Raw genomic sequence first — 26920 nt, 5'->3', positions numbered from 1 at the left:
AGTTGAACTTTGGAAGTAAAATTTTTCGCAAAAACTTCCTCTCCCCCCCCCCCCCCCCCCCCCCCGGGGGTGGCGGCGAACGGAAGGGTCTGTGCCGGTATGGTCGGAGGGCCCTCACACCCCCAGGAGCCGCAGATGTCCAGCCAGCCCGCCTCCCGTCGAACCGTGCTGTGCCGCGCCGCGCTGGCCGGAGCCGCCGGGCTCGGGGTGGCGGCCTGCTCCCCGGACGGATCGGGCAAGAAGGCGCCCCCGACGCCCACCGCCCCGGTCGAGCTCGGCTCGGCCGGTGTCGTGCCGGTCGGCGGCGCCAAGATCTACCGCGAGCAGCGGGTGGTGGTCGCCCAGCCCGCCAAGGGCGAGTTCACGGCGTTCAGCGCGGTGTGCACCCACGCCGGATGCGTCGTCGACACGGTCGAGGACGGCAAGATCAACTGCCCCTGCCACGGCAGCCAGTTCGACGCCCGCACCGGCAAGGTCGTCCAGGGGCCCGCGGAGAAGCCGCTGCCGTCGGTCCCGGTCACCGCGAAGGGCGGACGGCTCGTCGCGGGCCCCGACGCCTGAGCGGACCCACGCCGGTGACGCCCGGGCGGGTCGCGGAATTCCCAAATCCCCTGGACCTCACCGCACCGCGTCCCGAGGGCACCGGATGTGTCACTCCCCGCAAGTAGGGTGGTGACCATGGCCGACCCGAGCAGCTACCGCCCCAAGCCGGGACAGATCCCCGACTCGCCGGGGGTCTACAAGTTCCGTGACGAGCACCGCCGGGTGATCTACGTCGGAAAGGCGAAGAGCCTGCGCCAGCGGCTCTCGTCGTACTTCCAGGACCTGGCGAACCTCCACCCGCGGACCCGCACCATGGTCACCACGGCCGCCGCCGTGGAGTGGACCGTGGTCTCCACCGAGGTCGAGGCCCTACAGCTCGAGTACTCCTGGATCAAGGAGTTCGACCCCCGGTTCAACGTCAAGTACCGGGACGACAAGAGCTACCCCTCCCTCGCCGTGACCCTCAACGAGGAGTTCCCCCGGGTCCAGGTGATGCGCGGCGCCAAGAAGAAGGGCGTGCGCTACTTCGGCCCGTACGCCCACGCCTGGGCCATCCGCGAGACCGTCGACCTGATGCTCCGCGTGTTCCCCGTCCGGACCTGCTCCGCCGGGGTGTTCAAGCGCTCCGCCCAGATCGGCCGCCCCTGTCTGCTCGGCTACATCGGCAAGTGCTCGGCCCCCTGCGTCGGCCGCGTCACCGCCGAGGAGCACCGTGAACTGGCCGAGGAGTTCTGCGACTTCATGGCCGGGCGCACCGGCGCCTATCTGCGCCGCCTGGAGCAGCGGATGCACGAGGCCGCCGAGGAGATGGAGTACGAGAAGGCGGCCCGGCTCCGCGACGACATAGGGGCGCTCAAGCGCGCCATGGAGAAGAACGCGGTGGTGCTCGCCGACGCCACCGACGCCGACCTGATAGCGGTCGCCGAGGACGAGCTGGAGGCGGCCGTCCAGATCTTCCATGTGCGCGGCGGCCGGGTGCGCGGTCAGCGCGGCTGGGTCACCGACAAGGTCGAGGCCGTCGACACCGCCGGGCTGGTCGAGCACGCCCTCCAGCAGCTGTACGGGGAGGAGCGCGGCGACGCGGTCCCCAAGGAGGTCCTGGTGCCCGCCGTGCCGGAACCGGCCGAGCCGGTCACCCAGTGGCTCGCCGAGCGCCGGGGCTCCCGGGTCGATCTGCGCATCCCGCAGCGCGGCGACAAGAAGGACCTCATGGAGACCGTCCAGCGCAACGCCCAGCAGGCGCTCGCGCTGCACAAGACCAAGCGCGCCTCCGACCTCACCACCCGCTCCCGGGCGCTGGAGGAGATCGCCGAGGCCCTGGGTCTCGACTCCGCCCCGCTGCGCGTGGAGTGCTTCGACATCTCCCACCTCCAGGGCGATGACGTGGTGGCCTCCATGGTGGTCTTCGAGGACGGACTCCCCCGGAAGAGTGAGTACCGCCGCTTCCAGATCAAGAGCTTCGCCGGGCAGGACGATGTCCGCTCCATGCACGAGGTCGTGAGCCGCCGCTTCCGCCGCTATCTCCAGGAGAAGCAGAAGACGGGGGAGTGGCAGGAGGAAGCCACCGAGACTCCCGGGGACACCGGGGACACCGGGGACACCGGGCAGCCCCTCGACGGACCCGAAGGAACCGACGGGCCCGACCAGGGGCCCTCCGGCCCGATCGACGAGGAGGGCAGGCCGAAGCGGTTCGCCTACCCGCCCCAGCTCGTCGTGGTCGACGGCGGCAAGCCGCAGGTGGCCGCCGCCAAGCGGGCCCTGGACGAGCTCGGCGTCGACGACGTCGCCGTCTGCGGCCTCGCCAAGCGGCTCGAGGAGGTGTGGCTGCCGGACGAGGAGGACCCGGTGGTGCTGCCCCGCAGCAGCGAGGGGCTCTACCTCCTCCAGCGGGTCCGCGACGAGGCCCACCGCTTCGCCATCACCTACCAGCGCAGCAAGCGCGCCAAGTCGCTGAAGGCCGGGCCGCTGGACACCGTTCCGGGTCTCGGCGACAGCCGTAAGCAGGCCCTGCTGAAGCACTTCGGCTCGGTCAAGCGGCTGCGCGCCGCCACCGTCGAGCAGATCTGCGAGGTGCCCGGCGTCGGCCGTAAGACGGCCGAGACGGTCGCCGCGGCGCTCGCCGGGGCCGCCCCGGCCGCGCCCGCCGTGAACACCGCCACAGGAGAGATCATTGAGGACGAGGCCGCCGGCGCGGCGTCGTCGAACGGGGGGACCAGACCATGACCGAGCACAAGAACCATGGAGACGGAGCGCAGGTGAATACGGGCACGTCGGGCGAGCCCGCCGAGGCGGCGGCCATCCCCGAGCTGGTGATCATCTCTGGAATGTCGGGCGCGGGCCGCAGCACCGCCGCCAAGTGTCTGGAGGACCTCGGCTGGTTCGTCGTGGACAACCTGCCCCCCGCGCTGATCCCCACCATGGTCGACCTGGGCGCCCGCTCCCAGGGCAATGTGGCCCGGATCGCCGTGGTGGTGGACGTCCGCGGCCGCCGCTTCTTCGACAACCTCCGCGAGTCCCTCGCCGACCTCGCCGCCAAGAACGTCAAGCGGCGGGTGCTGTTCCTGGAGGCGTCCGACGAGGCCCTGGTGCGCCGCTTCGAGTCGGTGCGCCGCCCGCACCCCCTCCAGGGCGACGGCCGGATCGTGGACGGCATCGCCGCCGAGCGGGATCTGCTGCGCGAGCTGCGCGGGGACGCCGATCTGGTGATCGACACCTCCAGTCTCAACGTCCATGAGCTGCGGGCCAAGATGGACGCCCAGTTCGCGGGCGAGGAGGAGCCCGAGCTGCGGGCCACGGTGATGTCGTTCGGCTACAAGTACGGGCTGCCGGTCGACGCCGATCTGGTGGTGGACTGCCGCTTCCTGCCCAATCCGCACTGGGTCCCCGAGCTGCGCCCCTTCACCGGGCTCAACGAGGAGGTCTCCAGCTATGTCTTCAACCAGCCCGGCGCCAAGGAGTTCCTGGACCGGTACGCGGAGCTGCTCCAGCTCATCGCCGCGGGCTACCGCCGCGAGGGCAAGCGCTATGTGACCATCGCCGTCGGCTGCACCGGCGGCAAGCACCGCAGCGTCGCGATGTCCGAGCGGCTCGCCCCGCGGCTGGCCGCCGAGGGAGTGGAGACCGTCATCGTCCACCGGGACATGGGGCGCGAGTGACCATTCGTACCAATCGGCTGCGACGGCTGGTCGGGGCGCGGGCGAACCGGAGCGCACAGCCCAAGGTCGTCGCCCTGGGCGGCGGCATGGGCCTGTCTGCGTCGCTCGCCGCGCTGCGCCGGATCACCGGCGATCTGACCGCCGTCGTCACCGTGGCCGATGACGGGGGCTCCAGTGGACGCCTCCGCGACGAGCTGGGCGTGCTGCCGCCCGGCGATCTGCGCAAGGCCCTGGCCGCGCTGTGCGGCGATGACGACTGGGGCCAGACCTGGGCGCGGGTCATCCAGCACCGCTTCGCCAGCGAGGGCGAGCTGCACGGCCACGCGGTCGGCAATGTGCTGATCGTCGCCCTGTGGGAGCAGCTGGGCGACCATGTGGAGGCGCTCGACCTGGTCGGCAAGCTGCTGGGCGCCCACGGCCGGGTGCTGCCCATGTCGGCCGTCCCCCTGGAGCTCCAGGCGTACGTCCGGGGCCATGACCCGGCGCGCCCGGACGAGGTCTCCACCGTCGCCGGCCAGGCCACCGTGGCGCTCACCCCCGGCGAGGTGCAGTCGGTCCATCTGGTGCCGCACGATCCGCCGGCCGTCCCCGAGGCCGTCGAGGCGGTCATGGACGCCGACTGGGTGGTACTGGGGCCCGGCTCCTGGTTCTCCTCCGTGATCCCGCATCTGCTGGTCCCCGATCTGCTCAAGGCGCTCACCGAGACCAAGGCCCGGCGCGTGCTCTCGCTGAACCTCGCCCCTCAGCCGGGAGAAACCGACGGCTTCTCCCCGCAGCGTCATTTGGAGGTTTTGGCCCGACACGCCCCTAAACTCGCCTTCGACGTGGTGCTGGCCGACGAGGCCGCCGTCCCCGACCAGAGCAGTCTGTGCGACGCCGCCAAGCGGCTGGGCGGCACAGTCGAGCTGGCTCCGGTGGCCGCGACCGACGGTGCCCCGAGGCATGACCCGGAGCTTCTGGCGGCCGCGTACGACCGTATTTTTCGGATGCATGGAAGGATCGGCCCATGGCGATGACGGCAGCGGTGAAGGACGAAATCTCCCGGCTCCCCGTCACCCGGACCTGCTGCCGGAAAGCGGAGGTCTCGGCGATCCTGCGGTTCGCGGGCGGGCTGCACCTGGTCAGCGGGCGCATCGTGATCGAGGCGGAGCTGGATACCGGGATCGCGGCCCGAAGAGTCCGCAAGGACATCCTGGAGATCTTCGGCCACTCCTCGGATCTGGTGGTGATGGCCCCCGGCGGGCTGCGCCGCGGCAGCCGGTACGTGGTGCGGGTGGTGGCGGGCGGTGACCAGCTGGCGCGGCAGACCGGCCTGGTCGACGGCCGCGGCCGGCCGATCCGCGGGCTGCCGCCGCAGGTCGTCTCGGGGGCCACCTGCGACGCCGAGGCCGCCTGGCGCGGGGCCTTCCTCGCCCATGGCTCGCTCACCGAGCCCGGCCGCTCGTCCTCCCTGGAGGTGACCTGCCCAGGACCGGAGGCCGCGCTCGCCCTGGTCGGCGCCGCCCGCCGGCTCCAGATCGCCGCCAAGGCGCGCGAGGTGCGCGGGGTGGACCGGGTGGTCGTCCGGGACGGTGATGCCATCGGCGCGCTGTTGACGCGGCTGGGGGCGCATGAGTCGGTCCTCGCGTGGGAGGAGCGGCGGATGCGCCGCGAGGTGCGGGCCACCGCCAACCGCCTCGCCAACTTCGACGACGCCAATCTGCGCCGCTCGGCCCGCGCCGCCGTCGCCGCCGGGGCCCGGGTGCAGCGCGCCCTGGAGATCCTGGGCGAGGAGGTGCCCGAGCACCTCGCCGCGGCCGGACGGCTGCGCATGGAGCACAAGCAGGCGTCCCTGGAGGAGCTGGGCGCCCTCGCCGACCCGCCGCTGACCAAGGACGCCGTCGCGGGCCGTATCCGCCGGCTGCTGGCCATGGCCGACAAGCGCGCCCAGGACCTGGGCATCCCCGGCACCGAGTCCAGCCTGACCGAGGAGATGGCCGACGGCATGGTCGGCTGACACCGCTCCTACGAGCTGACGCCCCCCACCGGCTGACGGCCCGACAAGCCGTACGAGAGCCGCACCCCACGCCCCCGGGTCACACGAGTGATCCGGGGGCGTGGTGTGTCCCGGGGCATGTGACGGCGGTTCCGCGCGCCGCTGTTGACATGACCATGTGTCGTGACAAGTCTGGAGCGCTGCGCACCCGCGTGTCTTCACACGACAGCCAGGGGGGCTCATGAAGCTCGGACGCACGGTGAGATTCAGACGCACGGTGAGATCGGGCGGCGCGGTGGTGGCACTTGCCGCGCTGCTCCTGGGGGGACTGGCCGCGGCACCCGCGGCCACCGCACAACCGCCGGCGGACTCCGCCGGCGACGGGCTGTCCGTATGGACCGCCCAGGTCACGAAGGATCAGATTCCGCTGCTGCTCCGCGCCGGAGCGGACGGTACCGAGCTGGGGCGGCAGGTGCCCGAGAGGGGCACCGGTCCGGTCGAGCTCTACCTCACCGCCCAGCAGGCCGCCGAACTGCGCGGCAAGGGCGTGCGGCTCGCCGAGAAGAAGGTCTCCGCGCAGAGCCGCGACCGGCTGAAGGCCGCGGGCGACGGCGTCTTCCGCCCCTACAGCGGCGAGGGCGGGCTGAAGCAGGAGATCGTCGAGACCGGCCGGGCGCACCCCGGCCTCACCAAGGTCGTCAGCATCGGCAAGACCGGCCAGGGCAAGGACATCCTCGCCCTCAAGCTGAGCAAGGGCGCCGCGAAGACCCGCGACGGCGGCAAGCCGTCGGTGCTCTACATGTCCAACCAGCACGCCCGGGAGTGGATCACGCCCGAGATGACCCGTCGGCTGATGCACTACTACCTCGACAACTACGGCAAGGACGACCGCGTCACCAGGATCGTGGACCGTACGGAGCTGTGGTTCGTGCTGTCGGCCAACCCGGACGGCTACGACTACACGCATCAGAGCCCGGCCAACCGCCAGTGGCGCAAGAACCTGCGCGACAACAACGGCGACGGCAAGATCACCTCGGGTGACGGCGTCGACCTCAACCGCAACTTCGGCTACAAGTGGGGCTACGACAACGAGGGTTCGTCCGCCGACCCGGCCGATGAGACCTACCGAGGACCCGCCCCCGCCTCCGAGCCGGAGACCAGGGCGCTGGACGCCTTCGAGAAGCGCATCGGCTTCACCTACGGCATCAACTACCACTCGGCCGCCGAACTGCTGCTCTACGGCGTCGGCTGGCAGGTCGCCACCCCGACCCCCGACGACGTCCTCTACACGTCCCTCGCCGGCACCCCCGAGCACTCCGCCATCCCCGGCTACCACCCGCAGGTCTCCTCCGAGCTGTACACCACCAACGGCGAGGCCGACGGCCACGCGGCGAACGTCAACGGGATGATGATGTTCACCCCGGAGATGTCGACGTGCCAGACCGCCTCCAACGTGGACCCGGACGACGCCTGGCAGCCGCGCGACTGCGCGTCCGTCTTCACCTTCCCGGACGACGAGAAGCTGATCGCCCAGGAGTTCACCAAGAACATCCCCTTCGCGCTCTCGGTCGCCGAGACCGCAGAACACCCCGACCGGCCCTCGTCGTCGGTCGGTATGACCGCGCGGGACTTCACCCCGGACGCCTTCACCACGTCGTACGCGCGCGGCGGCGACCAGGACGTCTCGGTGACCGTCCGCAAGCGCGTCCGCGACAAGAAGCTCAACTACCGCGTGGACGGCGGCCGTACCCACACCGCCCCGCTGAAGGCATGGCGGGGCGGTGAGACCTACGGCGGCGAGGACAACGTCCGCTTCGACCAGTACCGGGCCGCCGTCAAGGGCGCGGACCCCGGGCAGAAGGTCGAGGTCTGGTTCACCGGCCGTACGGAGAGCGGCAAGCGGACCGCCAGTGAGCCGTTCACCTACACCGTGGCGAAGCGGCCCCGCGCCGACACGCTGGTGATCGCCGAGGAGGGCGGCACCTCCCCGGCCCGGCACACCGCCGCGTACACCCGGGCGCTGGCCGACAACGACCGTAAGGCGGCCGTCTGGGACGTGGCCACCCAAGGGGCGCCGTCCGCGCTCGGCGTGCTGAGCCACTTCAGGACGGTGCTCTGGTACACCGGCGCCGAGCGGCCGGGCGGCCCGACCCTGCTCGCGGTGCGCGACTTCCTCAACGAGGGCGGCAAGCTGATCACCACCGGTGAACGGGCGGGCGGCAGCTCCGAGGTGGGACCGGCCGACACCGACGACTTCAGTCAGTACTACCTGGGCGCCGACAGCCGGCTCACCCTGAAGTCGCCCACCGCCTTCCAGGGCGCCGGCGCGCTCGCGGGCACCGGCGCGAACCTCGGCGACGCCCCCGGCAACCCCCTGGACGCGGCGGGCGCCTACACCGTCACCTCCGATGTGCTGCCGCCCGAGGACTTCCCCCAGTTCCGCAGCGCGGGCGCGGGGGAGTACCCGAACACGCGCACCCCGTACCAGCCTTACGAGGGCGACTGGATGGCGGCCGCGGGGCACCGTGACAACTCCTGGATGCGGCTGTCCCGCACGGTGGACCTCACCGGTGTGTCCGCAGCCGACAAACCGGCCCTGGACTTCCGGCTCAGCTACGACACCGAGCCCGGCTACGACCATGTGATCATCGAAGCGCGCACCGCGGGCAAGGACGACTGGACCACCCTCCCCGACGCGGGCGGCGGCTCCTCCACCAAGGTGCCCACCGAGTGCGAGGCGGGCTTCCTGCTCAATCTGCACCCGTTCCTCAAGCACTACCTGACCCCCGGCGACAACGGCTGCGCCGCGAAGGGCAGCACGGGCTCCTGGAACAGCCTGACGGGCTCCTCCGAGGGGTGGCGGCCGGTCTCGCTGGACCTGAGCGGCTACGCGGGCAAGAAGGTCGAGCTGGCGCTCTCGTACGTCACCGATCCGGGCACCGGCGGCCGGGGCGCCTTCGTGGACGGCACCGAGCTGACCGTCGGCGGCACCGCCGAGGACTCCGAGGGCTTCGAGACCGCGCTCGGCCCGTGGACGGTGCCGGGGGCGCCGGAGGGCAGCCCGGCCAACGCCGGGGACTGGTCCCGCTCCCGGGAGCTCTTCCACACCGTCGCGGGCGTCACCACACGGGACACCGTGCTGCTGGGATTCGGACTGGAGCACGTACCCGACGCCGCCCAGAGAGCCCGGCTGGTGGGCGACGCGCTACGTGCGCTGCGTCGTTGACAGCGCGTGACACATCGTGACTGAATCGGCGGTCCGTACCACTTTCCGGTGGTCATGGGCCGCCGATGCCAATGTCACGTACGTCCCGTGATAGCGGTAGGGTCGGAGGCGGTCGGGGACATCCCATTACACGTTCGCCGGCGTCCAGACCGGCACACCAACGAGGAGATCGGTTCGTGACGATCCGCGTAGGCATCAATGGCTTCGGCCGCATCGGTCGCAACTACTTCCGCGCGCTCCTTGAGCAGGGCGCGGACATCGAGATCGTCGGTGTCAACGACCTGACCGACAACGCTACCCTGGTGCACCTGCTCAAGTACGACTCCATCCTCGGCCGGCTGAAGCACGAGGTCAGCCACACCGAGGACACCATCACGGTGGGCAACCAGACGTTCAAGACGATGGCCGAGCGCGACCCGGCCGCCCTTCCGTGGGGCGAGCTCGGCGCCGACATCGTGGTGGAGTCCACCGGTATCTTCACCAAGCGTGAGGACGCCGCCAAGCACCTTGCCGCCGGTGCGAAGAAGGTCCTGATCTCCGCGCCCGCCAAGAACGAGGACATCACCATCGTGATGGGCGTCAACCAGGACAAGTACGACCCGGCGAACCATCACGTCATCTCCAACGCCTCCTGCACCACCAACTGTGTGGCGCCGATGGCCAAGGTCCTCGACGAGAGCTTCGGCATCGTCAAGGGCATGATGACGACGGTCCACGCGTACACCAACGACCAGCGCATCCTGGACTTCCCGCACAAGGACCTGCGTCGCGCCCGCGCGGCGGCCGAGAACATCATCCCGACCTCCACCGGTGCCGCCAAGGCCACCGCGCTGGTCCTCCCGCAGCTCAAGGGCAAGCTGGACGGCATCGCGATGCGCGTCCCGGTCCCGACCGGCTCGGTCACCGACCTGGTCCTGGAGCTCGACCGCGAGGTCACCAAGGACGAGATCAACACCGCCTTCCAGAAGGCCGCCGAGGGTCAGCTCAAGGGCATCCTCGAGTACACCGAGGACCCGATCGTCTCCTCGGACATCGTCAACTGGCCCGCGTCCTGCACCTTCGACTCCTCCCTGACCATGGTCCAGGGCAAGCAGGTCAAGGTCGTCGGCTGGTACGACAACGAGTGGGGCTACTCCAACCGCCTCGTCGACCTGACCGTCTTCGTCGGCGGCCGGCTCTGACCGCTGTCCCGATGAGCTAGGAAACGGGGCCCGCTACGACGCCGTCGTAACGGGCCCCGATCCATGATCAAGGAGTCACCCTGTGAAGACGATTGACGATCTTCAGGTCGCCGGGCAGCGGGTCTTCGTCCGCGCCGATCTGAACGTCCCGCTCGACGGCGAGACGATCACCGACGACGGCCGGATCCGCGCCGCCGTCCCGACGATCACCAAGCTCCTGGACCGGGGCGCCAAGGTGATCGTCGCCTCGCATCTGGGCCGTCCCAAGGGCGCCCCGGACCCCCAGTACTCGCTCGCCCCGGTCGCCCGGCGGCTCGGCGAACTCCTCGGCAGGCAGGTCGCCTTCGCGACCGACACCGTGGACGACAGCGCGCAGGCCACCGTGGCGGGGCTCGGCGACGGCGAGGTCGCGCTGCTGGAGAACCTGCGCTTCAACGCCGGTGAGACCAGTAAGGACGACACCGAGCGCGGCGCCTTCGCCGACCGGCTCGCCGCCCTCGCCGACCTCTACGTGGGCGACGGCTTCGGCGCGGTCCACCGCAAGCACGCCTCGGTGTACGACCTCCCGGCGCGGCTGCCGCACGCGGCGGGCGACCTGATCGCCGCCGAGCTCACCGTCCTGAAGAAGCTCACCGAGGACGTCAAGCGGCCCTACGCGGTGGTCCTCGGCGGCGCCAAGGTCTCCGACAAGCTCGGCGTGATCGACCACCTCCTGGAGAAGGCCGACCGCATCCTGATCGGCGGCGGCATGGCCTACACCTTCCTCAAGGCCCAGGGCCACGAGGTCGGCGGCTCGCTGCTCCAGGAGGACCAGGTCCCGGCGGTCCGGGACTATCTGCGCCGGGCCGAGGAGCGCGGTGTGGAGTTCGTGCTCCCGGTCGATGTCACGGCCGCGGCCGAATTCCCGGACCTGAAGACCAAGGCCCCCGCGAACCCGCGGCTCGTCGCCGCGGACGCGATCCCGGCCGACCTCCAGGGCCTGGACATCGGCCCGGAGACCCGCAAGCTCTACGCCTCGAAGCTGGCCGACGCGGCCACCGTCTTCTGGAACGGCCCCATGGGCGTCTTCGAGCACCCCGACTACGCCGAGGGCACCCGGGCCGTGGCCCAGGCGCTCGTGGACAGCCCGGCCTTCACCGTGGTCGGCGGCGGCGACTCCGCCGCGGCCGTGCGCATCCTGGGCTTCGACGAGAACGCTTTCGGCCACATCTCGACCGGCGGTGGAGCGAGCCTCGAATACCTCGAGGGCAAGACGCTCCCCGGCCTCGCCGCACTGGAGGACTGAACACCGTGAGTGACCGTATTCCGCTGATGGCGGGCAACTGGAAGATGAACCTCAACCACCTCGAGGCCATCGCCCACGTCCAGAAGCTCGCCTTCGGCCTCGCCGACAAGGACTACGAGGCCGTGGAGGTCGCGGTGCTGCCGCCCTTCGTCGACCTGCGGTCCGTGCAGACCCTGGTCGACGGCGACAAGCTGAAGATCAAGTACGGTGCCCAGGACATCTCGGCGCATGACTCCGGCGCCTACACCGGCGAGATCTCCGGTCCGATGCTGGCCAAGCTCCGGTGCGCCTACGTCGTCGTCGGGCACTCGGAGCGGCGCCAGTACCACGACGAGACCGACGAGCTGTGCAACGCCAAGGTCAAGGCGGCCTTCCGCAACGACCTCACCCCGATCCTGTGCGTCGGCGAGGGCCTCGACGTCCGTAAGGCGGGCAACCAGGTCGCGCACACCCTCGCCCAGGTGGACGGGGGCCTGAAGGACGTCCCGGCCGAGCAGGCCGAGACCATCGTGATCGCCTATGAGCCGGTCTGGGCGATCGGCACCGGCGAGGTCGCGACCCCCGAGGACGCCCAGGAGGTCTGTGGGGCCATCCGCGGCCGGCTCGCCGAGCTCTACGGCCAGGAGGTCGCCGACAAGGTCAGGATCCAGTACGGCGGCTCGGTGAAGTCCGGGAACGTCGCCGCGATCATGGCCAAGCCGGATGTGGACGGCGCCCTGATCGGCGGCGCGTCGCTGGACGCGGACGAATTCGTCAAGATCGTTCGTTTCCGCGACCAGTGAGTAGGCCCTAGCGCGCGCGTCGTCGTACCCTGTCGGGGGTCGAGGCGGTGGACATCGCACCGTCCGGCCCCCGACGTCCGTACAAGCCCGAGAAGGTTGGTCCAGCTGTGATCATGGGGTTCTCGATCGCCCTCATCATCTTCAGCCTGCTGCTGATGATGTTGGTGCTCATGCACAAGGGGAAGGGCGGCGGCCTGTCCGACATGTTCGGTGGCGGCATGCAGTCCTCGGTGGGCGGCTCCTCGGTCGCCGAGCGCAACCTGGACCGCATCACCGTGGTGGTCGGGCTGCTGTGGTTCGTCTGCATCGTCGTGCTCGGGCTGCTGATGAAGCTCGACTGAGGGGCCGCCGGCGGGGCCGTTCCGGGGCCCGGCTGACGCCCGATAACTGACGTACCGTCGTCAGCGGGGCCCATATGCGGCCTATGATGGCATGGCGTCCTACGTGACGGGTGTAACTCCTCTCACTGGACGCGCGTTGGGCCTTACGTAGACTGGGGCGCCGGGCGGCGAAGCTGCCAATCGAGGCTTCGCGGCACCATCACGCAGGGAGTTACGACCGTGGCAAGTGGCAACGCGATCCGTGGAAGTCGGGTCGGGGCGGGGCCGATGGGAGAAGCCGAGCGAGGCGAATCGGCGCCGCGCCTGCGCATCTCCTTCTGGTGCTCGAACGGGCATGAGACCGTGCCGAGCTTCGCCAGCGACGCGCAGATCCCTGACACGTGGGACTGCCCCCGCTGCGGCTTCCCGGCGGGCAAGGACCGGGACAACCCGCCGGACCCGCCGCGCACCGAGCCGTACAAGACGCATCTGGCGTATGTACGGGAGCGGCGCAGCGACGCCGACGGCGAGGCGATCCTCGCCGAGGCACTCGCCAAGCTCCGGGGCGAGATCTAGACACACAACGCGGTACGACGGCCCGGCCGGGCACCTCCTGCGAGGGGTGCGCGGCCGGGCCGTTGTCAGTGGTGCGGGCTACGGTCGTGGGGTGCTGGATCACCGGGGGAGCCGTCCCACCGGGTGGGACGTATGCATGGGGGGATCGTCATGGCCGCGGTGGACGCCGGTGAGCTGGGCGCCGGGAGACCGGCGGGGCCCGCGTGGCGCGGGGGGTTCGGGCGGCTGTGGGCGGCCGCGGTCGTCTCCCGGTTCGGGGACGCGCTGCGGGGCGCGGCGCTGCCGCTGCTGGCCGTCTCGCTGACCGATTCGCCGGTGCTGGTCTCGCTCGTGACCGCCTGCGGCTTCCTGCCCTGGCTGCTGTTCGGGCTGATCGGCGGGGCGATCGCGGACCGGGTGGACCAGCGGCGGGCGATGTGGGCGGTGGACGGCGTGCGGGCCGTCCTGATGGCGGGGTTCGCCGTCGCGGTGTGGCTGGACCGGGCCACCATCGGGCTGCTGCTCGCCCTCGCCTTCGCCCTCACCACGCTCCAGACCCTGTTCGACAACGCGGCCACGGCGCTGCTGCCGTCCGTGGTGGGGCAGCGGGCGCTGGGCCGGGCCAACGCCCGGCTGATGACCGGGCAGGAGGTCATGGGCCGGTTCGTGGGCGCCCCGCTGGTGCCGGTGCTGCTCGGCCTCGGCGCCGCGATGCCGTACGCGGCGGACGCGGCCACCTATCTCGCCGCCGCCGCGCTGGTCGCCTCGCTGGGGGCGGCACCCCCCGAGCGGGCCCCGCGCCCGCCGGGCGGCTCGCTGCGGCGCGATATCGCCGAGGGCCTGGCCGTGCTGTGGCGGGACCGCACCCTGCGGGCGCTGTGCGCCTCCACCACGCTGTGCAACATCGGCATCGGTGCGCTCATCGCCACCCTGGTGCTGCACATCACCGGCTGGCTGGACGCCGGGAACACCGGGTACGCGGCCGTCATCACCGTCTACGGGATCGGCAGCGTGGCCGGGGGCCTGGTGGCCGCCCGGCTCACCGAGAAGCTGGGGCGCGCCCGTGCCCTCGTGGTGTGCGGCACCGCGCAGATCGGCGCCCTGGCCGCCCTGGGGGCGATACGGAGCCTGCCGGTCGCGGTCGCCGCCATGGGCCTCTTCGGCTTCGCGGGGATCGTCTGGAACGTCACCGAGGTGACGATGATGCAGCAGCGCAGCCCGGACGGGGCACTCGGGAGGGTGAGCTCCGCGTTCCGCACCCTGTCGACCGCGGGCGTCCCGCTCGGCGCGCTGCTGGGCGGGGTGATGGCCCAGGCATGGGGGTTCAACACCCCGGCGCTGGGGGCCGCGGCGCTCTTCGTCTGCGGGGTGGCGGCCCTCATCCCGGGAATGCGGTCCGTCATCAATTAGGTTGGTGGCCACGGGGGCCAGGTACCGACGAGAAGTGGGCTGATGTCCGAGATGAACATGGAAGGCCGCACCAGGCTGGACCAGCTGCCGGAATGGCACGCGCTGGCCGCACACCGCAAGGAGCTGGGCGACGCTCATCTGCGCGACCTGTTCGCGGGCGACCCGGAGCGCGGGAGCCGTCTCACCCTTCAGGTCGGCGATCTCCACGTCGACTACTCCAAGCACCTGGTGACCGACGAGACCCTGCGGCTGCTGCGCGAACTGGCGAGCGCCACCAAGGTGGCCGAGCTGCGCGACGCCATGTTCCGCGGCGAGCGGATCAACACCACCGAGGACCGCTCGGTGCTGCACATCGCGCTGCGCGCACCGCACTCCGCGGAGATCAAGGCGGACGGCCAGGACGTCGTCGGCGAAGTGCACGCCGTGCTCGCCAAGATGGCCGTCTTCGCCGACCGCGTCAGGTCCGGCGACTGGACCGGCCACACCGGCAAGCGGATCAAGAACGTTGTCAACATCGGCATCGGCGGCTCCGATCTGGGCCCGAAGATGGCGTACGAGGCGCTGCGCTCCTACAGCGACCGCTCGATGACGTTCCGGTTCGTCTCCAATGTGGACGGCGCGGATCTGCACGAGGCAGTGCGCGACCTGGACCCGGCCGAGACGCTGTTCATCGTCGCCTCCAAGACGTTCACCACCATCGAGACCATCACCAACGCCGTCTCCGCCCGCGACTGGCTGCTGACCGGGCTCCGGGCCGGTCAGGAGGCCGTCGCCAAGCACTTCGTGGCGGTGTCGACCAACGCCGAGAAGGTCGCCGAGTTCGGCATCGACACGGACAATATGTTCGGGTTCTGGGACTGGGTCGGCGGGCGCTACTCCTACGACTCGGCCATCGGCCTCTCCCTGATGGTCGCCATCGGCCCGGACTGCTTCCGCGAGATGCTGGCCGGTTTCCATCTGGTCGACGAGCACTTCTCCACCGCCCCGCCGGAGCGGAACGTCCCGCTGCTGATGGGCCTGCTGGGCATCTGGTACGACAACTTCCACGGCGCCCAGGCGCATGCCGTCCTGCCCTACAGCCACTATCTGTCGCGGTTCACCGACTACCTCCAGCAGCTGGACATGGAGTCCAACGGCAAGCATGTGGACCGGGACGGCAACCGCGTCGGCTGGCAGACCGGCCCCATCGTCTGGGGCACCCCCGGCACCAACGGCCAGCACGCCTACTACCAGCTGCTCCACCAGGGCACCAAGCTGGTCCCGGCCGATCTGATCGGCTTCGCGCGGCCGGTGAAGGACCTGCCGCCCGGGCTGGAGTCCCACCACGACCTGCTGATGGCCAACCTCTTCGCCCAGGGCCAGGCGCTGGCCTTCGGCAAGACCGCCGAGGAGGTCGCCGCCGAGGGGGTGCCCGAGGAGCTGGTGCCGCACAAGACCTTCGACGGCAACCGCCCGACCACCACGATCCTCGCCCATGAGCTGACCCCGTCGGTGCTGGGCCAGCTGGTCGCCCTCTATGAGCACAAGGTCTTCGTCCAGGGCGCGGTGTGGAACATCGACTCCTTCGACCAGTGGGGAGTGGAGCTGGGCAAGGTGCTCGCCAAGCGCGTCGAGCCCGCCCTGACCGAAGGTGCCGAGGTGCCCGGGCTGGACGCCTCCACCGAGCACCTGGTCGCCACCTACCGCTCGCTGCGCGGCCGCTGAGGTCCTCACTGAGGTCCGCACCGCGCAGATGAACGATCCCCCGGGCGCCCGAAGCGCCCGGGGGATCGTCTCTGTGCGATACGAGGGTTACGGCGAGGCCGGGGGGTACAGTTCGCGCGGCAGCCCCGCCGCCGCGGCCCGGTCCAGCAGCCACAGCGTCCGGCTGCGGCCGCGCGCCCCCGCCGCCGGAGCCTGAAGCTCCCCGGCGCCCGACAGCGCTATCGTGACCGCCTTCGCCTTGTCCTCACCGGCCGCCAGCAGCCACACCTCCCGTGCCGCGCGGATCGCGGGCAGGGTCAGCGAGATCCGTACCGGCGGCGGCTTGGGCGCGCCGCGCACCCCGACCACCATCCGCTCGGTCTCCCGGACGGCGGGCAGCTCGGGGAAGAGCGAGGCCACATGGGTGTCCGGGCCGACGCCCAGCAACAGCACGTCGAACGACGGCACCGCGTCGTGGTTCTCCGGCCGCGCGGCCCGGGCCAGCTCGGCCGCGTACGCTTCGGCGGCCGCGTCCACATCGCCGCCCTGGGGCCCGTCGGACGCGGGCATCGCGTGCACCCGCGCCGGGTCCAGCTCCACCGCGTCCAGCAGCGCCTCGCGGGCCTGTGTGACATTGCGGTCCGCATGGCCCTCGGGCAGGAATCGCTCATCGCCCCACCACAGGTCCAGCCGCGACCAGTCGACCGCGTCGCGCGCCGGGGAGGCGCCGAGCGCGGCCAGCAGGCCGTTGCCGTTGCGCCCGCCGGTCAGGACGACCGAGGCCGAGCCACGGGCGGCCTGGGCGTCCACGATCTTCGTGATCAGCCGGGCCGCCGCGGCCTGGGCCATCAGCTCCTTGTCGCGGTGGACGACCACCTGTGGTGCGGTCATGTGTCCGCCTTCCCGTCCGCCTTCTGCCCCTGGGACTTCGGCTGCTCCTGGGACTTCGGAGGGTGGGGCTTGGGAACCGGCGGCTGCGCCGGTGCCTGCGGCGGGTTCTTCGGCGAGCCCGGAGCGTGCTCCGACGGCGCCTCCGGGTCCCGGGTCGGCAGGGGCGGCAGCGGGTCCGCCCCGGGCGGCACCACCTGGGTCGCCGGGGCGGCCTTGGCGTCCCGCTCCAGCGTCCCCACGCCGCCCTTGCCCAGCTTGCTCACGCCGAACTTCACCGACGACTCATAGCTCTCGTCGGGGTCCAGCCGGCGCAGCTCCTCGGCGATCAGCTCCGACATCTCACGCCGCTGAAGCGCCACATGCCGGTCGGGCTGGCCCGGCATGGCCAGCTCGGCCAGCGAGCCGTTCGCCCGGTCCAGGCAGATCACGCCGTCGGCCGTCTCCAGCCGCACCGCAGTCAGCCCGGGGCCCTCCGAGACCTGCCGGTCCACCGGGACCCCCAGCCGCTGGGCGAGCCACAGCGCGAGCAGCTCGCTGCTCGGGTTGTACGCCTCGCCCTCGACGACCGCGGAGGTGATCGGGGAGTGCCGCTGGTCCAGGGCCGCGGCCAGGACGCTGCGCCACGGGGTGATCCGGGTCCACGCCAGGTCGGTGTCGCCCGGGGTGTAGGTGGCGGCCCGCAGCCCGAGGGCCGCGACCGGGTCCTCGGTGGCCTGGGCGTCGGTGATCCGGCGCTGGGCCAGCTGCCCGAGCAGGTCCTCGGCGGGGTGCTCCGGGGCGTCCTCCGGCCACCACACCACCACCGGGGCGTCCGGCAGCAGCAGCGGCAGGACCACCGAGTAGGCGTGGTTGGCGAGTTCGCCGTGCAGCCGCAGCAGCACCGTCTCGCCGGTGCCGGTCTCGCCGCCGACCCGTACCTCGGCGTCCATCCGGGCCATCTTGCGGTCGCGCGGCGACCGGCCCGGCCGCTTGATGACGACCAGGGTGCGCGAGGGGTGCTCCTTGGACGCCTCGCTCGCCGCCCGCAGCGCGTCGTAGTGGTTGCCCTCGTCGGTGACGATGACGAGGGTGAGCACCATGCCCACGGCCGGGGTACCGGTGGCCCGGCGTGCCTGGACCAGAGCGGAGTTGATCCGGCTGGACGTGGTGTCCGTGAGATCGATGTTCATGGCCGCCGCCAGCTCCGTCCGTCTCGTGCGAGCATCTCGTCCGCGGCTTTCGGCCCCCAGGTCCCGGAGGTGTACTGCTCGGGCCTGCCGTGCTGGTCCCAGTACTCCTCGATCGGGTCCAGGATCCGCCAGGACTGCTCGACCTCCTCATGGCGGGGGAAGAGGTTCGCCTCGCCGAGCAGGACGTCGAGCAGCAGCCGCTCGTACGCCTCGGGACTGGACTCGGTGAAGGACTCGCCGTACTGGAAGTCCATCGTCACGTCCCGGATCTCCATGGAGGTGCCGGGCACCTTGGAGCCGAACCGGATGGTGACGCCCTCGTCCGGCTGCACCCGGATGACCAGGGCGTTCTGCCCGAGCTCCTGGGTGTCGGTGGCGTCGAAGGGGGAGTGCGGGGCGCGCTGGAAGACCACCGCGATCTCGGTGACCCGCCGTCCCAGCCGCTTGCCGGTGCGCAGGTAGAAGGGGACACCCGCCCAGCGGCGGTTGTCGATCTCCAGCTTGATCGCGGCGTAGGTGTCGGTCTTCGAGTGGGGGTCGATGCCCTCCTCCTCGAGGTAGCCGTGCACCTCCTCGCCGCCCTGCCAGCCGGAGGCGTACTGGGCGCGCACCGTGTGCTTGCCCAGGTCCTTGGGCAGCTTGACCGCCCTGAGCGCCTTCAGCTTCTCGGTGACCAGGGAGGACGCGTCGAAGGAGGCGGGCTCCTCCATGGCGGTCAGCGCGAGCAGCTGGAGCAGGTGGTTCTGGATGACGTCGCGGGCCGCGCCGATGCCGTCGTAGTAGCCCGCGCGCCCGCCGATGCCGATGTCCTCGGCCATGGTGATCTGTACGTGGTCGACATACGACCGGTTCCAGATCGGCTCGAACATCGTGTTGGCGAAGCGCAGCGCCAGGATGTTCTGGACCGTCTCCTTGCCCAGGTAGTGGTCGATCCGGAAGACGTCACCGGGCCGGAAGACCTCATGGACGACCTGGTTGAGGTCCTGGGCGCTCTTCAGGTCGTGGCCGAAGGGCTTCTCGATGACCGCGCGCCGCCAGGAGTCGCCCTGCCCGTGCGACAGCCCGTGCTTCTTGAGCTGCTGGACGACGGTGGGGAAGAACTTCGGCGGGACCGACAGATAGAAGGCGAAGTTGCCGCCGGTGCCGCGCGCCTTGTCGAGCTCCTCTATGGTCGCCCGCAGCTGGACGAACGCCTCGTCGTCGTCGAACACGCCGGGGACGAAGCGGAACCCCTCGGCCAGCTGCTGCCAGACCTCCTCGCGGAACGGGGTCCGCGCGTGTTCCTTGACCGCGTCGTGCACGACCTGGGCGAAGTCCTCGTTCTCCCAGTCGCGGCGGGCGAAGCCGACGAGCGAGAAGCCCGGGGGCAGCAGCCCGCGGTTGGCCAGGTCGTAGATGGCCGGCATCAGCTTCTTACGGGACAGGTCGCCCGTGACGCCGAAGATCACGAGGCCGGACGGCCCCGCGATGCGCGGGAGCCGCCGGTCTCGTGGGTCACGCAGCGGATTGCTGCTGCTCACGTTCTCACGCCTCCGAGGGTGCGAGGCGCTTGAGCTCCGCCTCGGTGGACTTCAGCAGGTCGTTCCAGGAGGACGCGAACTTCTCGACGCCCTCGTCCTCCAGCACCTGGACGACGTCGTCGTAGGAGATCCCGATCCCGGCCAGCGCGTCGAGGTCGGCCTTGGCCTGCTCGTACGTGCCGCGCACGGCGTCGCCGCGGATCTCGCCGTGGTCGGCGACCGCCTCCAGGGTGGCCTCCGGCATGGTGTTGACGGTGCCGGGGGCGACCAGGTCCACGACGTACATGGTGTCCTTGTACGCCGGGTCCTTGACACCGGTGGAGGCCCACAGCGGACGCTGCTTGTTGGCGTTCGCCCGGTCCAGGACGGCCCAGCGGTCGGAGCTGAAGACCTCCTCGTACGCCTGGTACGCGAGGCGGGCGTTGGCCACGGCGGCCTTGCCGCGCAGCGCCTTGGCCTCATCGGTGCCGATCTTGTCGATGCGCTTGTCGATCTCGGTGTCCACGCGGGAGACGAAGAAGGACGCCACCGAGTGGATCTTCTGGAGGTCGAGGCCCGCGGCCTTGGCCTTCTCCAGACCGGCCAGGAAGGCGTCCATGACCGCGCGGTACCGCTCCAGGGAGAAGATCAGCGTGACATTGACGCTGATGCCCAGGCCGATCACCTCGGTGATCGCGGGCAGCCCCGCCTCGGTCGCCGGGATCTTGATGAAGGTGTTGGGCCGGTCCACCAGCCAGGCCAGCTGCTTGGCCTCGGCGATGGTGGCGGCCGTGTTGTGGGCCAGGCGCGGGTCGACCTCGATGGAGACCCGGCCGTCCTGGCCGCCCGTCGCGTCGTACACCGGCCGGAGGATGTCGGCCGCGTCGCGGACGTCCGCCGTGGTGATCATGCGGACGGCTTCCTCGACCGTGACCCGGCGGACCGCGAGGTCGGCCACCTGCTGCTGGTAGCCGTCACCGCCGGAGATCGCCTTCTGGAAGATCGACGGGTTGGTGGTGACGCCTACGACATGCTGCTGGTCGATCAGCTCGGCCAGATTGCCGGAGGTGATCCTCTTGCGGGAGAGGTCGTCGAGCCAGATCGCGACGCCTTCGTCGGCCAGCCGCTTGAGTGCGTCTGTCATGGGGTGTGTTCTCCTACTCGTCGCACTTACGTCGTCTGTGGGGTCAGCGCCCGGCGGCGTCGAGGGACTCGCGAGCGGCGGTGACCACGGCCTCGGCGGTGAGGCCGAACTCCCGGAAGAGCACCTTGTAGTCGGCCGAGGCGCCGAAGTGCTCCAGCGAGACGATGCGGCCGGCCTCGCCGACGAAGCGGTACCAGGTCAGGCCGATACCCGCCTCGACGGCCACCCGAGCCTTGACGGACGGCGGCAGCACTGTCTCCCGGTACCCCTTGTCCTGCTCCTCGAACCACTCGACCGAGGGCATCGACACAACCCGGGTGGGAATCCCGGCGGCCTGGAGCTGCTCGCGTGCCTCCACGGCGAGCTGCACCTCGGAACCGGTGCCGATGAGGATGACCCGCGGCTCGCCGCCCTCGGCCTCGAAGAGGACGTAGCCGCCCTTGGCGGCGTTGTCGTCGGCCTCGTAGGTCGGCACGTTCTGCCGGGTCAGGGCCAGGCCGTGCGGAGCCGGGTTCGCGGTGTGGCGGCGGGTGATCTCCCGCCAGGCAATGGCCGTCTCGTTGGCGTCGGCCGGGCGGACCACGTTCAGGCCCGGGATGGCGCGCAGCGCGGACAGGTGCTCCACCGGCTGGTGGGTCGGGCCGTCCTCGCCGAGGCCGATGGAGTCGTGCGTCCACACGTAGGTGACCGGCAGCTTCATCAGCGCGGCGAGCCGGACGGCCGGGCGCATGTAGTCGGAGAAGACCAGGAAGGTACCGCCGTAGACCCGGGTGTTGCCGTGCAGCGCGATGCCGTTCATGGTCGAGCCCATGGCGTGCTCGCGGATGCCGAAGTGGATCGTGCGGCCGTACGGGTCGGCCTCCGGCAGCGGGTTGCCCTTCGGGAGGAAGGACGAGGACGCGTCGATCGTGGTGTTGTTGGAGCCCGCGAGGTCGGCGGAGCCGCCCCACAGCTCGGGGAGCACCCCGCCGAGCGCCTTGAGCACCTGGCCGGACGCCTTACGGGTGGCGACGTCCTTGCCCGGCTCGAAGACCGGCAGCGCGCTCTCCCAGCCCTCGGGCAGCTCGCCCGCGGTGATCCGGTCGAACAGGGCGGCCCGCTCGGAGTTGCTGTTCCGCCACTCCTGGAGCTTCTTGTCCCAGGCGGCGTGCGCCTCGCGGCCGCGCTCGACCAGGGCGCGGGTGTGGTTGATGACGTCCGTGTCGACCGCGAAGTGCTGCTCGGGGTCGAAGCCGAGGACGCGCTTGGTGGCGGCGACCTCGTCGGCGCCCAGCGCCGAGCCGTGGGACGCCTCGGTGTTCTGCGCGTTCGGGGCGGGCCAGGCGATGATCGTACGGGCCGCGATGATCGAGGGGCGCTCGGTCTCGGCCTGCGCCGCCTTGAGCGCCGCGTGCAGCGCGTGGATGTCGAAGTCGCCGCTCTCGGCCTGCTCGATGCGCTGGACGTGCCAGCCGTACGCCTCGTAGCGCTTCAGCACGTCCTCGGAGAGCGCGGTCGCGGTGTCGCCCTCGATCGAGATGTGGTTGTCGTCGTACAGGGCGACGATGTTGCCCAGCTTCTGGTGGCCGGCCAGCGAGGACGCCTCGGCCGAGATGCCCTCCTCCAGGTCGCCGTCGGAGACGATCGCCCAGATGGTGTGGTCGAACGGAGAGGCGCCCTCGGGCGCCTCCGGGTCGAACAGGCCACGCTCGTAGCGGGCGGCCATCGCCATGCCCACCGCGTTGGCGATGCCCTGGCCCAGCGGGCCGGTGGTGGTCTCGACACCGGTGGTGTGGCCGAACTCGGGGTGGCCCGGGGTCTTGCTGCCCCAGGTGCGGAACGACCGCAGATCGTCGAGCTCGAGACCGAAGCCCGCCAGGTACAGCTGGACGTAGAGGGTCAGGCTGGTGTGCCCGGGGGAGAGGACGAAGCGGTCCCGGCCCGCCCAGCCCGCGTCGGAGGGGTCGTGCCGCATCAGCTTCTGGAAGAGCAGGTACGCGGCGGGCGCGAGACTCATGGCCGTGCCAGGGTGGCCGTTACCGACCTTCTGTACGGAGTCCATGGCCAGGACCCGGGCCGTGTCGACGGCTCGCTGGTCCAGATCGGTCCACTCGAGGTCTGTGGTAGTCGGCTTCGTGCTCACCCTGAGTCAGGGCTCCTCTCCACAATGTCGAAATCCGGTGACCGTATGTACACCGGCGATGTCGAGCCTACCCCTGGAACAACGGTCATCTTTTCGAGTTCGACTCAACGGGATAAGGAACGAATTCCGAGGTTGCCGCATTCCCTCCGGGGCCCGTCCGCAGGGCGTCCCGAGCCCTACGGAAGGCGCCGTTCCGGGGCGCTGCCGGGCCCTCCGTCCCCCGGGCGCGGCCGCCTTACGGGCGCCTCGCCGTGCCCCTCCAACACGAGGGACCCCGGCGGCGGGCGGCGCATCCGCTACGTCTAGAGTGGCGTGGTACGCGCAAGTCTTTACCGGCTCTTCATGTCCGGTGCTTGCTTGTTCTTGCTTCCACCAGGGGTGTGCGTGACGGCCGTCGAATCCCGTCCTGCGGGGGTGCTCGAGACGAGCGAAACGAGCTCCGGTCACCGGCCGTTCGGGGCCCGTGTCGGGGCGTTCGTGGCGCTGACGAAGCCGCGCGTCATCGAACTGCTGCTGATGACGACGGTGCCGGTCATGTTCCTGGCCGCCCAGGGCGTCCCGGATCTGTGGCTGGTGGTCGCCACCTGCGTCGGCGGTTATCTGTCGGCCGGCGGCGCCGCCGCGTTCAACATGTATTACGACCGGGACATCGACGCGCTGATGGAGCGCACCGCGCAGCGCCCGCTCGTGACCGGCATGGTCTCGCCGCGGGAGTGCCTCGTCTTCGCCTTCGCGCTGGCGGCGGGGTCGACGGCCTGGTTCTGGGTGCTGGTCAACCCGCTGTCCGCGATGCTGTCGCTCGGTGCGCTGGCCTTCTACGTCGTCGTCTACACGATGTGGCTCAAGCGCCGCACCTCGCAGAACATCGTCTGGGGCGGCATCGCCGGCTGCATGCCCGTGCTCATCGGCTGGTCCTCGGTGACCAACGAGGTCTCCTGGGCCGCCGTCATCCTCTTCCTCGTCATCTTCTTCTGGACGCCGCCGCACTACTGGCCGCTGTCGATGAAGGTCAAGGACGACTACGAGCGGGCCAGCGTGCCGATGCTGCCGGTGATCGCGGGCAACAAGGCGGTCGCGCGCCAGATCGTCCTCTACAGCTGGGCCATGGTCGGCGTCTCGCTGCTGCTGTGGCCGCTGGGCTACACCGGCTGGTTCTATCCCGTCGTCGCGGCCGTGCTCGGCGGGTTCTGGCTGAAGGAGGCGCACGGTCTCCAGGCGCGCGCCAGGGCCGGGATCACGGGCGCGAAGCTCAAGGAGATGCGGCTGTTCCACTGGTCGATCACCTATGTGTCGCTGCTGTTCGTCGCCGTCGCCGTGGACCCTTTCCTGCGGTGATTACCGGCGGGTAGCATCGGCTGTATGGCAGACACCACCCAGCCGGAGACACCCGAGAGCGGCGAGTCGGCCGCCCAGCCCTCCGCGCCGGAAGCACCGGCCAAGCCGCCCAAGCCCGCCAAGCCGTCCAAGGACGAGAAGCGGGCCGAGCGGCTCGCCCGCCAGATCACGGCCTTCGCCGGGAGCCACGGCGGCGCCGAGGGGCAGATCGCGCACATCGGGCGCGGCGCCGTCCGGATCGCCCTCGTCGGCGCCGACGGCGAATGGGGCGTGCTCGTGGCCCCCTCCCAGGACGGCGCGCGGCGCGCCGCCGAGCTCGCCGGGCTGACCCTCAGCGACGACTTCGACGGTGAGCTCGCCGCGAAGGTGCGCACCGGTCCGTACGAGTGGACGCGCATGGCGGGCATCCAGCTCGGCGGACCCGGCAACCCTCCGGCAGCCGCCTCGTAGAACGCCTGAGAACGGGTCCGGCGACACCTCGTGCCCCTTCCGTCCGTTAAGCCCATCGATGCCGGAGGGCGAGGAGGCGGGCGGCGATGCACGAGGCGACGGACTCCCCGGACACCGTGGGCCCGCCGACCGGCCCGGTCCCGCGCGACGGGCCGGGTCCGGCGGCGGGGCCGATCACCCTGCCGCCGCTGGTCGACCAGCACAGCCATGGCACGGTCGACGGCGAGCTCGGAGTCGGCTCGTTCGAAACCCATCTGGCGGCCGCCGCCGGGTCCGGCGCGGCCCCGGCCGGCACCACCTTCTTCGACAGCTGGACCGGCCTCGCGGTGCGCCGCTGGTGCCCCCCGCTGCTGGGCATGGAGCCCCACTGCGCGCCCGTCAGCTATCTCGCCCGCCGCCGTGAGCTGGGCGCCTACCGCGCCGCGCGGCTGCTGCTGCGCGGCGCGGGCATCGGCACCTTCCTGCTGGAGTCCGGCGCCCGGGACGACCTCAGCACCCCGGACGAGCTGGCCGCGGCCGCCGACGGCACGGTCCTCGAGGTGGTCCGGCTGGAGCCGCTGGCCGAGCAGGTCGCCGACACCTCCGGCACGGTCGACGCCTTCATCGGCAACACCGCCGAGGCGCTGTACGCGGCGGCCCAGCACGCGACCGCCTTCGCCATGGGCATCGCGTTCTGCGACGAGCTCCCGCCCGACCCGCGCGAGGTGCGGCGCGCCGCCGCCCGCTGGCTCGCGCTCACCGTACGCCCGGCCCCAGGCCGCGCCCCCGACCCCGCGCTCGCCCAGCATCTGCTGTGGAGCGCCGTGGCGACCGGCCTGCCGGTACAGCTGCACTGTGCCGATCCGCAGTCGCTCATCGGCTTCCTGCGCGCCACGGCGGGCTTCGGCACCGATCTGGTGCTGCTGCCGGACCGGCCGCACCACCGGCGGGCGGCCCAGCTCGCCGCGGCCTTCCCGCATGTCTACGCGGACGCCGGGCCGCGGCCCGGGGAGACCCTGGGCGAGGCGCCGTTCGGCAAGCTGCTGTTCTCGACGGGCGCGCGGGCGCTGCCCGAGCTGTATGTGACCGCGTCCCGGCTGTTCGGCCAGGCCATGGCCCGGCTGGCGGAGGAGTGGGTCGGCGAGGGGATCTGCACCCGGGCCGAGGCCCAGCGGATCGCCGGGCTGGTCGCGGCCGGGACCGCGCGCCGGGTCTACCGGCTGGACGCGGCCAGCTCGGGCTGAACGGTCTCGTGGCCGCCGGTGGGGGCGGGCGCGGTGGCCGGGAGCGCGGCGCGCTCGCGCTGGGCGAGCAGCACCCGCAGCACCGCGATCCACACCAGGCAGGAGCCGAGCATGTGGATGCCGACGACGACCTCGGGCAGATGGGTGAAGTACTGCACATACCCGATCACACCCTGCGCGAGCAGCACGACGAGGAGCTCCAGGACCGTACGGCGCTGGGCGGCGGGGGCCTTCACGGCCCGCAGGGTGAACCACAGGGCGACGGTGAGGCCCAGCACGATGTAGACGAAGTCCACGTGCAGCTGGGTGATCTCCTGCCAGTTCAGCGGGATGCGGTGCACCTTACGGGCGTCACCGGCGTGCGGGCCCGCGCCGGTGACCACCGTGCCGATCAGGATCAGCGCGAGGGTCGCGCCGACCAGCAGCCAGGTCAGCTGGCGCACCGGGCGGGCGATCAGGTCGCGTGGCTCGCCGTCACCCTCGCGAGCCCGCTGCCAGACCACCATCGCGACCGTGAGGAGCGCGGAGGACAGCAGGAAGTGCGAGCTGACGATGTACGGGTTGAGTCCGGTGAGGACCACGATGCCGCCGACGACGGCGTTGCCCATCACGATCCAGAACTGGGTCCAGCCCAGCCGGGTGAGGGAGCGGCGCACCGGCGTGCGGGCCCGGGCGGCGATGATCAGCACACCGACGAAGACGCACAGGACGTACGTCAGCATGCGGTTGGTGAACTCGATGACGCCGTTGATGCCCATGTCGGCGGTGGGCGTCAGGCTGGACGGGGTGCACTTCGGCCAGGTGTCACAGCCCAGGCCGGACTGGGTGAGCCGGACCGCGCCCCCGGTCACCACGATGACCACGGCCATCACCACGGTGGCCAGCGCGGCCCGCTCCACGAAGCGCGCGGAGGGCTGCCAGCGCCGGGCGATCAGCTCGAACGGATTCAGCGAATTCGGCACCCGCCCATCG

At 71.1% G+C, this 26920-nt stretch carries 22 protein-coding genes; 16 read left to right on the top strand and 6 right to left on the bottom strand.

Features of this window, described 5'->3' with window-relative positions; translation table 11 throughout:
• The first annotated feature begins 135 nt into the window (after positions 1-135).
• From ACT2CW_RS41735 to pgi, 13 genes are all read left to right on the top strand, one after another.
• Entirely contained in the window at positions 136-561 is a 426-nt protein-coding gene (locus tag ACT2CW_RS41735) for a QcrA and Rieske domain-containing protein (RefSeq protein ID WP_445517032.1), read from the top strand.
• 117 nt (positions 562-678) lie between these two features.
• Complete coding sequence (gene uvrC / locus ACT2CW_RS41730) at positions 679-2766, top strand: excinuclease ABC subunit UvrC (RefSeq protein ID WP_445517031.1); 2088 nt, start codon at positions 679-681, stop codon at positions 2764-2766.
• Positions 2763-3698: an RNase adapter RapZ gene (gene rapZ / locus ACT2CW_RS41725; protein WP_164430177.1), complete on the top strand. Its 936-nt coding sequence runs from the start codon at positions 2763-2765 to the stop codon at positions 3696-3698. The genes uvrC and rapZ overlap by 4 nt, the downstream gene beginning before the upstream one ends.
• Positions 3695-4714 carry a gluconeogenesis factor YvcK family protein gene (locus tag ACT2CW_RS41720; protein ID WP_164430175.1) on the top strand — a complete coding sequence of 340 codons (1020 nt, stop codon included), beginning with the start codon at positions 3695-3697 and terminating at the stop codon, positions 4712-4714. Before rapZ ends, ACT2CW_RS41720 begins: the two co-directional genes overlap by 4 nt.
• Positions 4705-5694, top strand: coding sequence for a DNA-binding protein WhiA (gene whiA / locus ACT2CW_RS41715; RefSeq protein WP_030840944.1), 990 nt, complete (start codon positions 4705-4707; stop codon positions 5692-5694). Before ACT2CW_RS41720 ends, whiA begins: the two co-directional genes overlap by 10 nt.
• A gap of 220 nt (positions 5695-5914) precedes the next feature.
• On the top strand, positions 5915-8899 hold the full coding sequence (locus tag ACT2CW_RS41710) for a M14 family zinc carboxypeptidase (protein WP_445517030.1): 2985 nt from the start codon (positions 5915-5917) through the stop codon (positions 8897-8899).
• A 176-nt stretch (positions 8900-9075) separates the two neighbouring features.
• Positions 9076-10080, top strand: a complete 1005-nt coding sequence (gene gap, locus ACT2CW_RS41705; protein WP_037949670.1) for a type I glyceraldehyde-3-phosphate dehydrogenase — start codon at positions 9076-9078, stop codon at positions 10078-10080.
• Positions 10081-10162: 82 nt separating this feature from the next.
• The gene (locus ACT2CW_RS41700; protein WP_445517029.1) at positions 10163-11365 is read left to right on the top strand and encodes a phosphoglycerate kinase; all 1203 of its coding nucleotides are present in this window, start codon (positions 10163-10165) and stop codon (positions 11363-11365) included.
• A gap of 5 nt (positions 11366-11370) precedes the next feature.
• Positions 11371-12147 carry a triose-phosphate isomerase gene (gene tpiA / locus ACT2CW_RS41695; protein WP_164430169.1) on the top strand — a complete coding sequence of 259 codons (777 nt, stop codon included), beginning with the start codon at positions 11371-11373 and terminating at the stop codon, positions 12145-12147.
• A 113-nt stretch (positions 12148-12260) separates the two neighbouring features.
• Positions 12261-12488: a preprotein translocase subunit SecG gene (secG, locus tag ACT2CW_RS41690; protein ID WP_014059875.1), complete on the top strand. Its 228-nt coding sequence runs from the start codon at positions 12261-12263 to the stop codon at positions 12486-12488.
• Positions 12489-12707: 219 nt separating this feature from the next.
• Positions 12708-13043: an RNA polymerase-binding protein RbpA gene (locus ACT2CW_RS41685; protein WP_009718803.1), complete on the top strand. Its 336-nt coding sequence runs from the start codon at positions 12708-12710 to the stop codon at positions 13041-13043.
• A 150-nt stretch (positions 13044-13193) separates the two neighbouring features.
• On the top strand, positions 13194-14432 hold the full coding sequence (locus ACT2CW_RS41680) for an MFS transporter (RefSeq protein WP_445517028.1): 1239 nt from the start codon (positions 13194-13196) through the stop codon (positions 14430-14432).
• Between the two features lie 51 nt (positions 14433-14483).
• Entirely contained in the window at positions 14484-16136 is a 1653-nt protein-coding gene (pgi, locus tag ACT2CW_RS41675; protein ID WP_445517362.1) for a glucose-6-phosphate isomerase, read from the top strand.
• Positions 16137-16223: 87 nt separating this feature from the next.
• Here the strand turns inward: pgi and pgl are convergent, their stop codons facing one another.
• Genes pgl through tkt form a run of 5 tightly spaced genes read right to left on the bottom strand, consistent with a single transcriptional unit; the run spans position 16224 to position 22940 of the window.
• Positions 16224-17006: a 6-phosphogluconolactonase gene (gene pgl, locus ACT2CW_RS41670; protein WP_445517027.1), complete on the bottom strand. Its 783-nt coding sequence runs from the start codon at positions 17004-17006 to the stop codon at positions 16224-16226.
• Complete coding sequence (opcA, locus tag ACT2CW_RS41665; protein WP_164430162.1) at positions 17003-18175, bottom strand: glucose-6-phosphate dehydrogenase assembly protein OpcA; 1173 nt, start codon at positions 18173-18175, stop codon at positions 17003-17005. The genes pgl and opcA overlap by 4 nt, the downstream gene beginning before the upstream one ends.
• Positions 18172-19695: a glucose-6-phosphate dehydrogenase gene (gene zwf, locus ACT2CW_RS41660; protein ID WP_182469017.1), complete on the bottom strand. Its 1524-nt coding sequence runs from the start codon at positions 19693-19695 to the stop codon at positions 18172-18174. Before zwf ends, opcA begins: the two co-directional genes overlap by 4 nt.
• A 4-nt stretch (positions 19696-19699) precedes the next feature.
• Positions 19700-20818 (bottom strand): transaldolase, encoded by a 1119-nt coding sequence (gene tal / locus ACT2CW_RS41655; protein ID WP_182469018.1) that lies wholly within the window; start codon positions 20816-20818, stop codon positions 19700-19702.
• A gap of 43 nt (positions 20819-20861) precedes the next feature.
• The gene (tkt, locus tag ACT2CW_RS41650; RefSeq protein WP_164430156.1) at positions 20862-22940 is read right to left on the bottom strand and encodes a transketolase; all 2079 of its coding nucleotides are present in this window, start codon (positions 22938-22940) and stop codon (positions 20862-20864) included.
• Between the two features lie 384 nt (positions 22941-23324).
• On the opposite strand from tkt, the gene ACT2CW_RS41645 reads away from it, so the two are divergent.
• The 3 genes from ACT2CW_RS41645 (at position 23325) to ACT2CW_RS41635 (ending at position 25948) form a co-directional block, all read left to right on the top strand.
• Complete coding sequence (locus ACT2CW_RS41645; protein WP_414083051.1) at positions 23325-24275, top strand: heme o synthase; 951 nt, start codon at positions 23325-23327, stop codon at positions 24273-24275.
• Between the two features lie 24 nt (positions 24276-24299).
• Positions 24300-24725 carry a hypothetical protein gene (locus tag ACT2CW_RS41640; protein WP_138911203.1) on the top strand — a complete coding sequence of 142 codons (426 nt, stop codon included), beginning with the start codon at positions 24300-24302 and terminating at the stop codon, positions 24723-24725.
• Positions 24726-24811: 86 nt separating this feature from the next.
• The gene (locus tag ACT2CW_RS41635; RefSeq protein ID WP_445520344.1) at positions 24812-25948 is read left to right on the top strand and encodes an amidohydrolase; all 1137 of its coding nucleotides are present in this window, start codon (positions 24812-24814) and stop codon (positions 25946-25948) included.
• Here ACT2CW_RS41635 and ACT2CW_RS41630 read toward each other — a convergent pair.
• The gene (locus ACT2CW_RS41630) at positions 25918-26910 is read right to left on the bottom strand and encodes a COX15/CtaA family protein (protein WP_445520343.1); all 993 of its coding nucleotides are present in this window, start codon (positions 26908-26910) and stop codon (positions 25918-25920) included. The genes ACT2CW_RS41635 and ACT2CW_RS41630 overlap by 31 nt on opposite strands.
• Positions 26911-26920: the final 10 nt, after the last annotated feature.

This window comes from Streptomyces sp. NEAU-174, from assembly GCF_052665095.1.
This window is presented reverse-complemented; position numbering and strand designations above follow the sequence as displayed.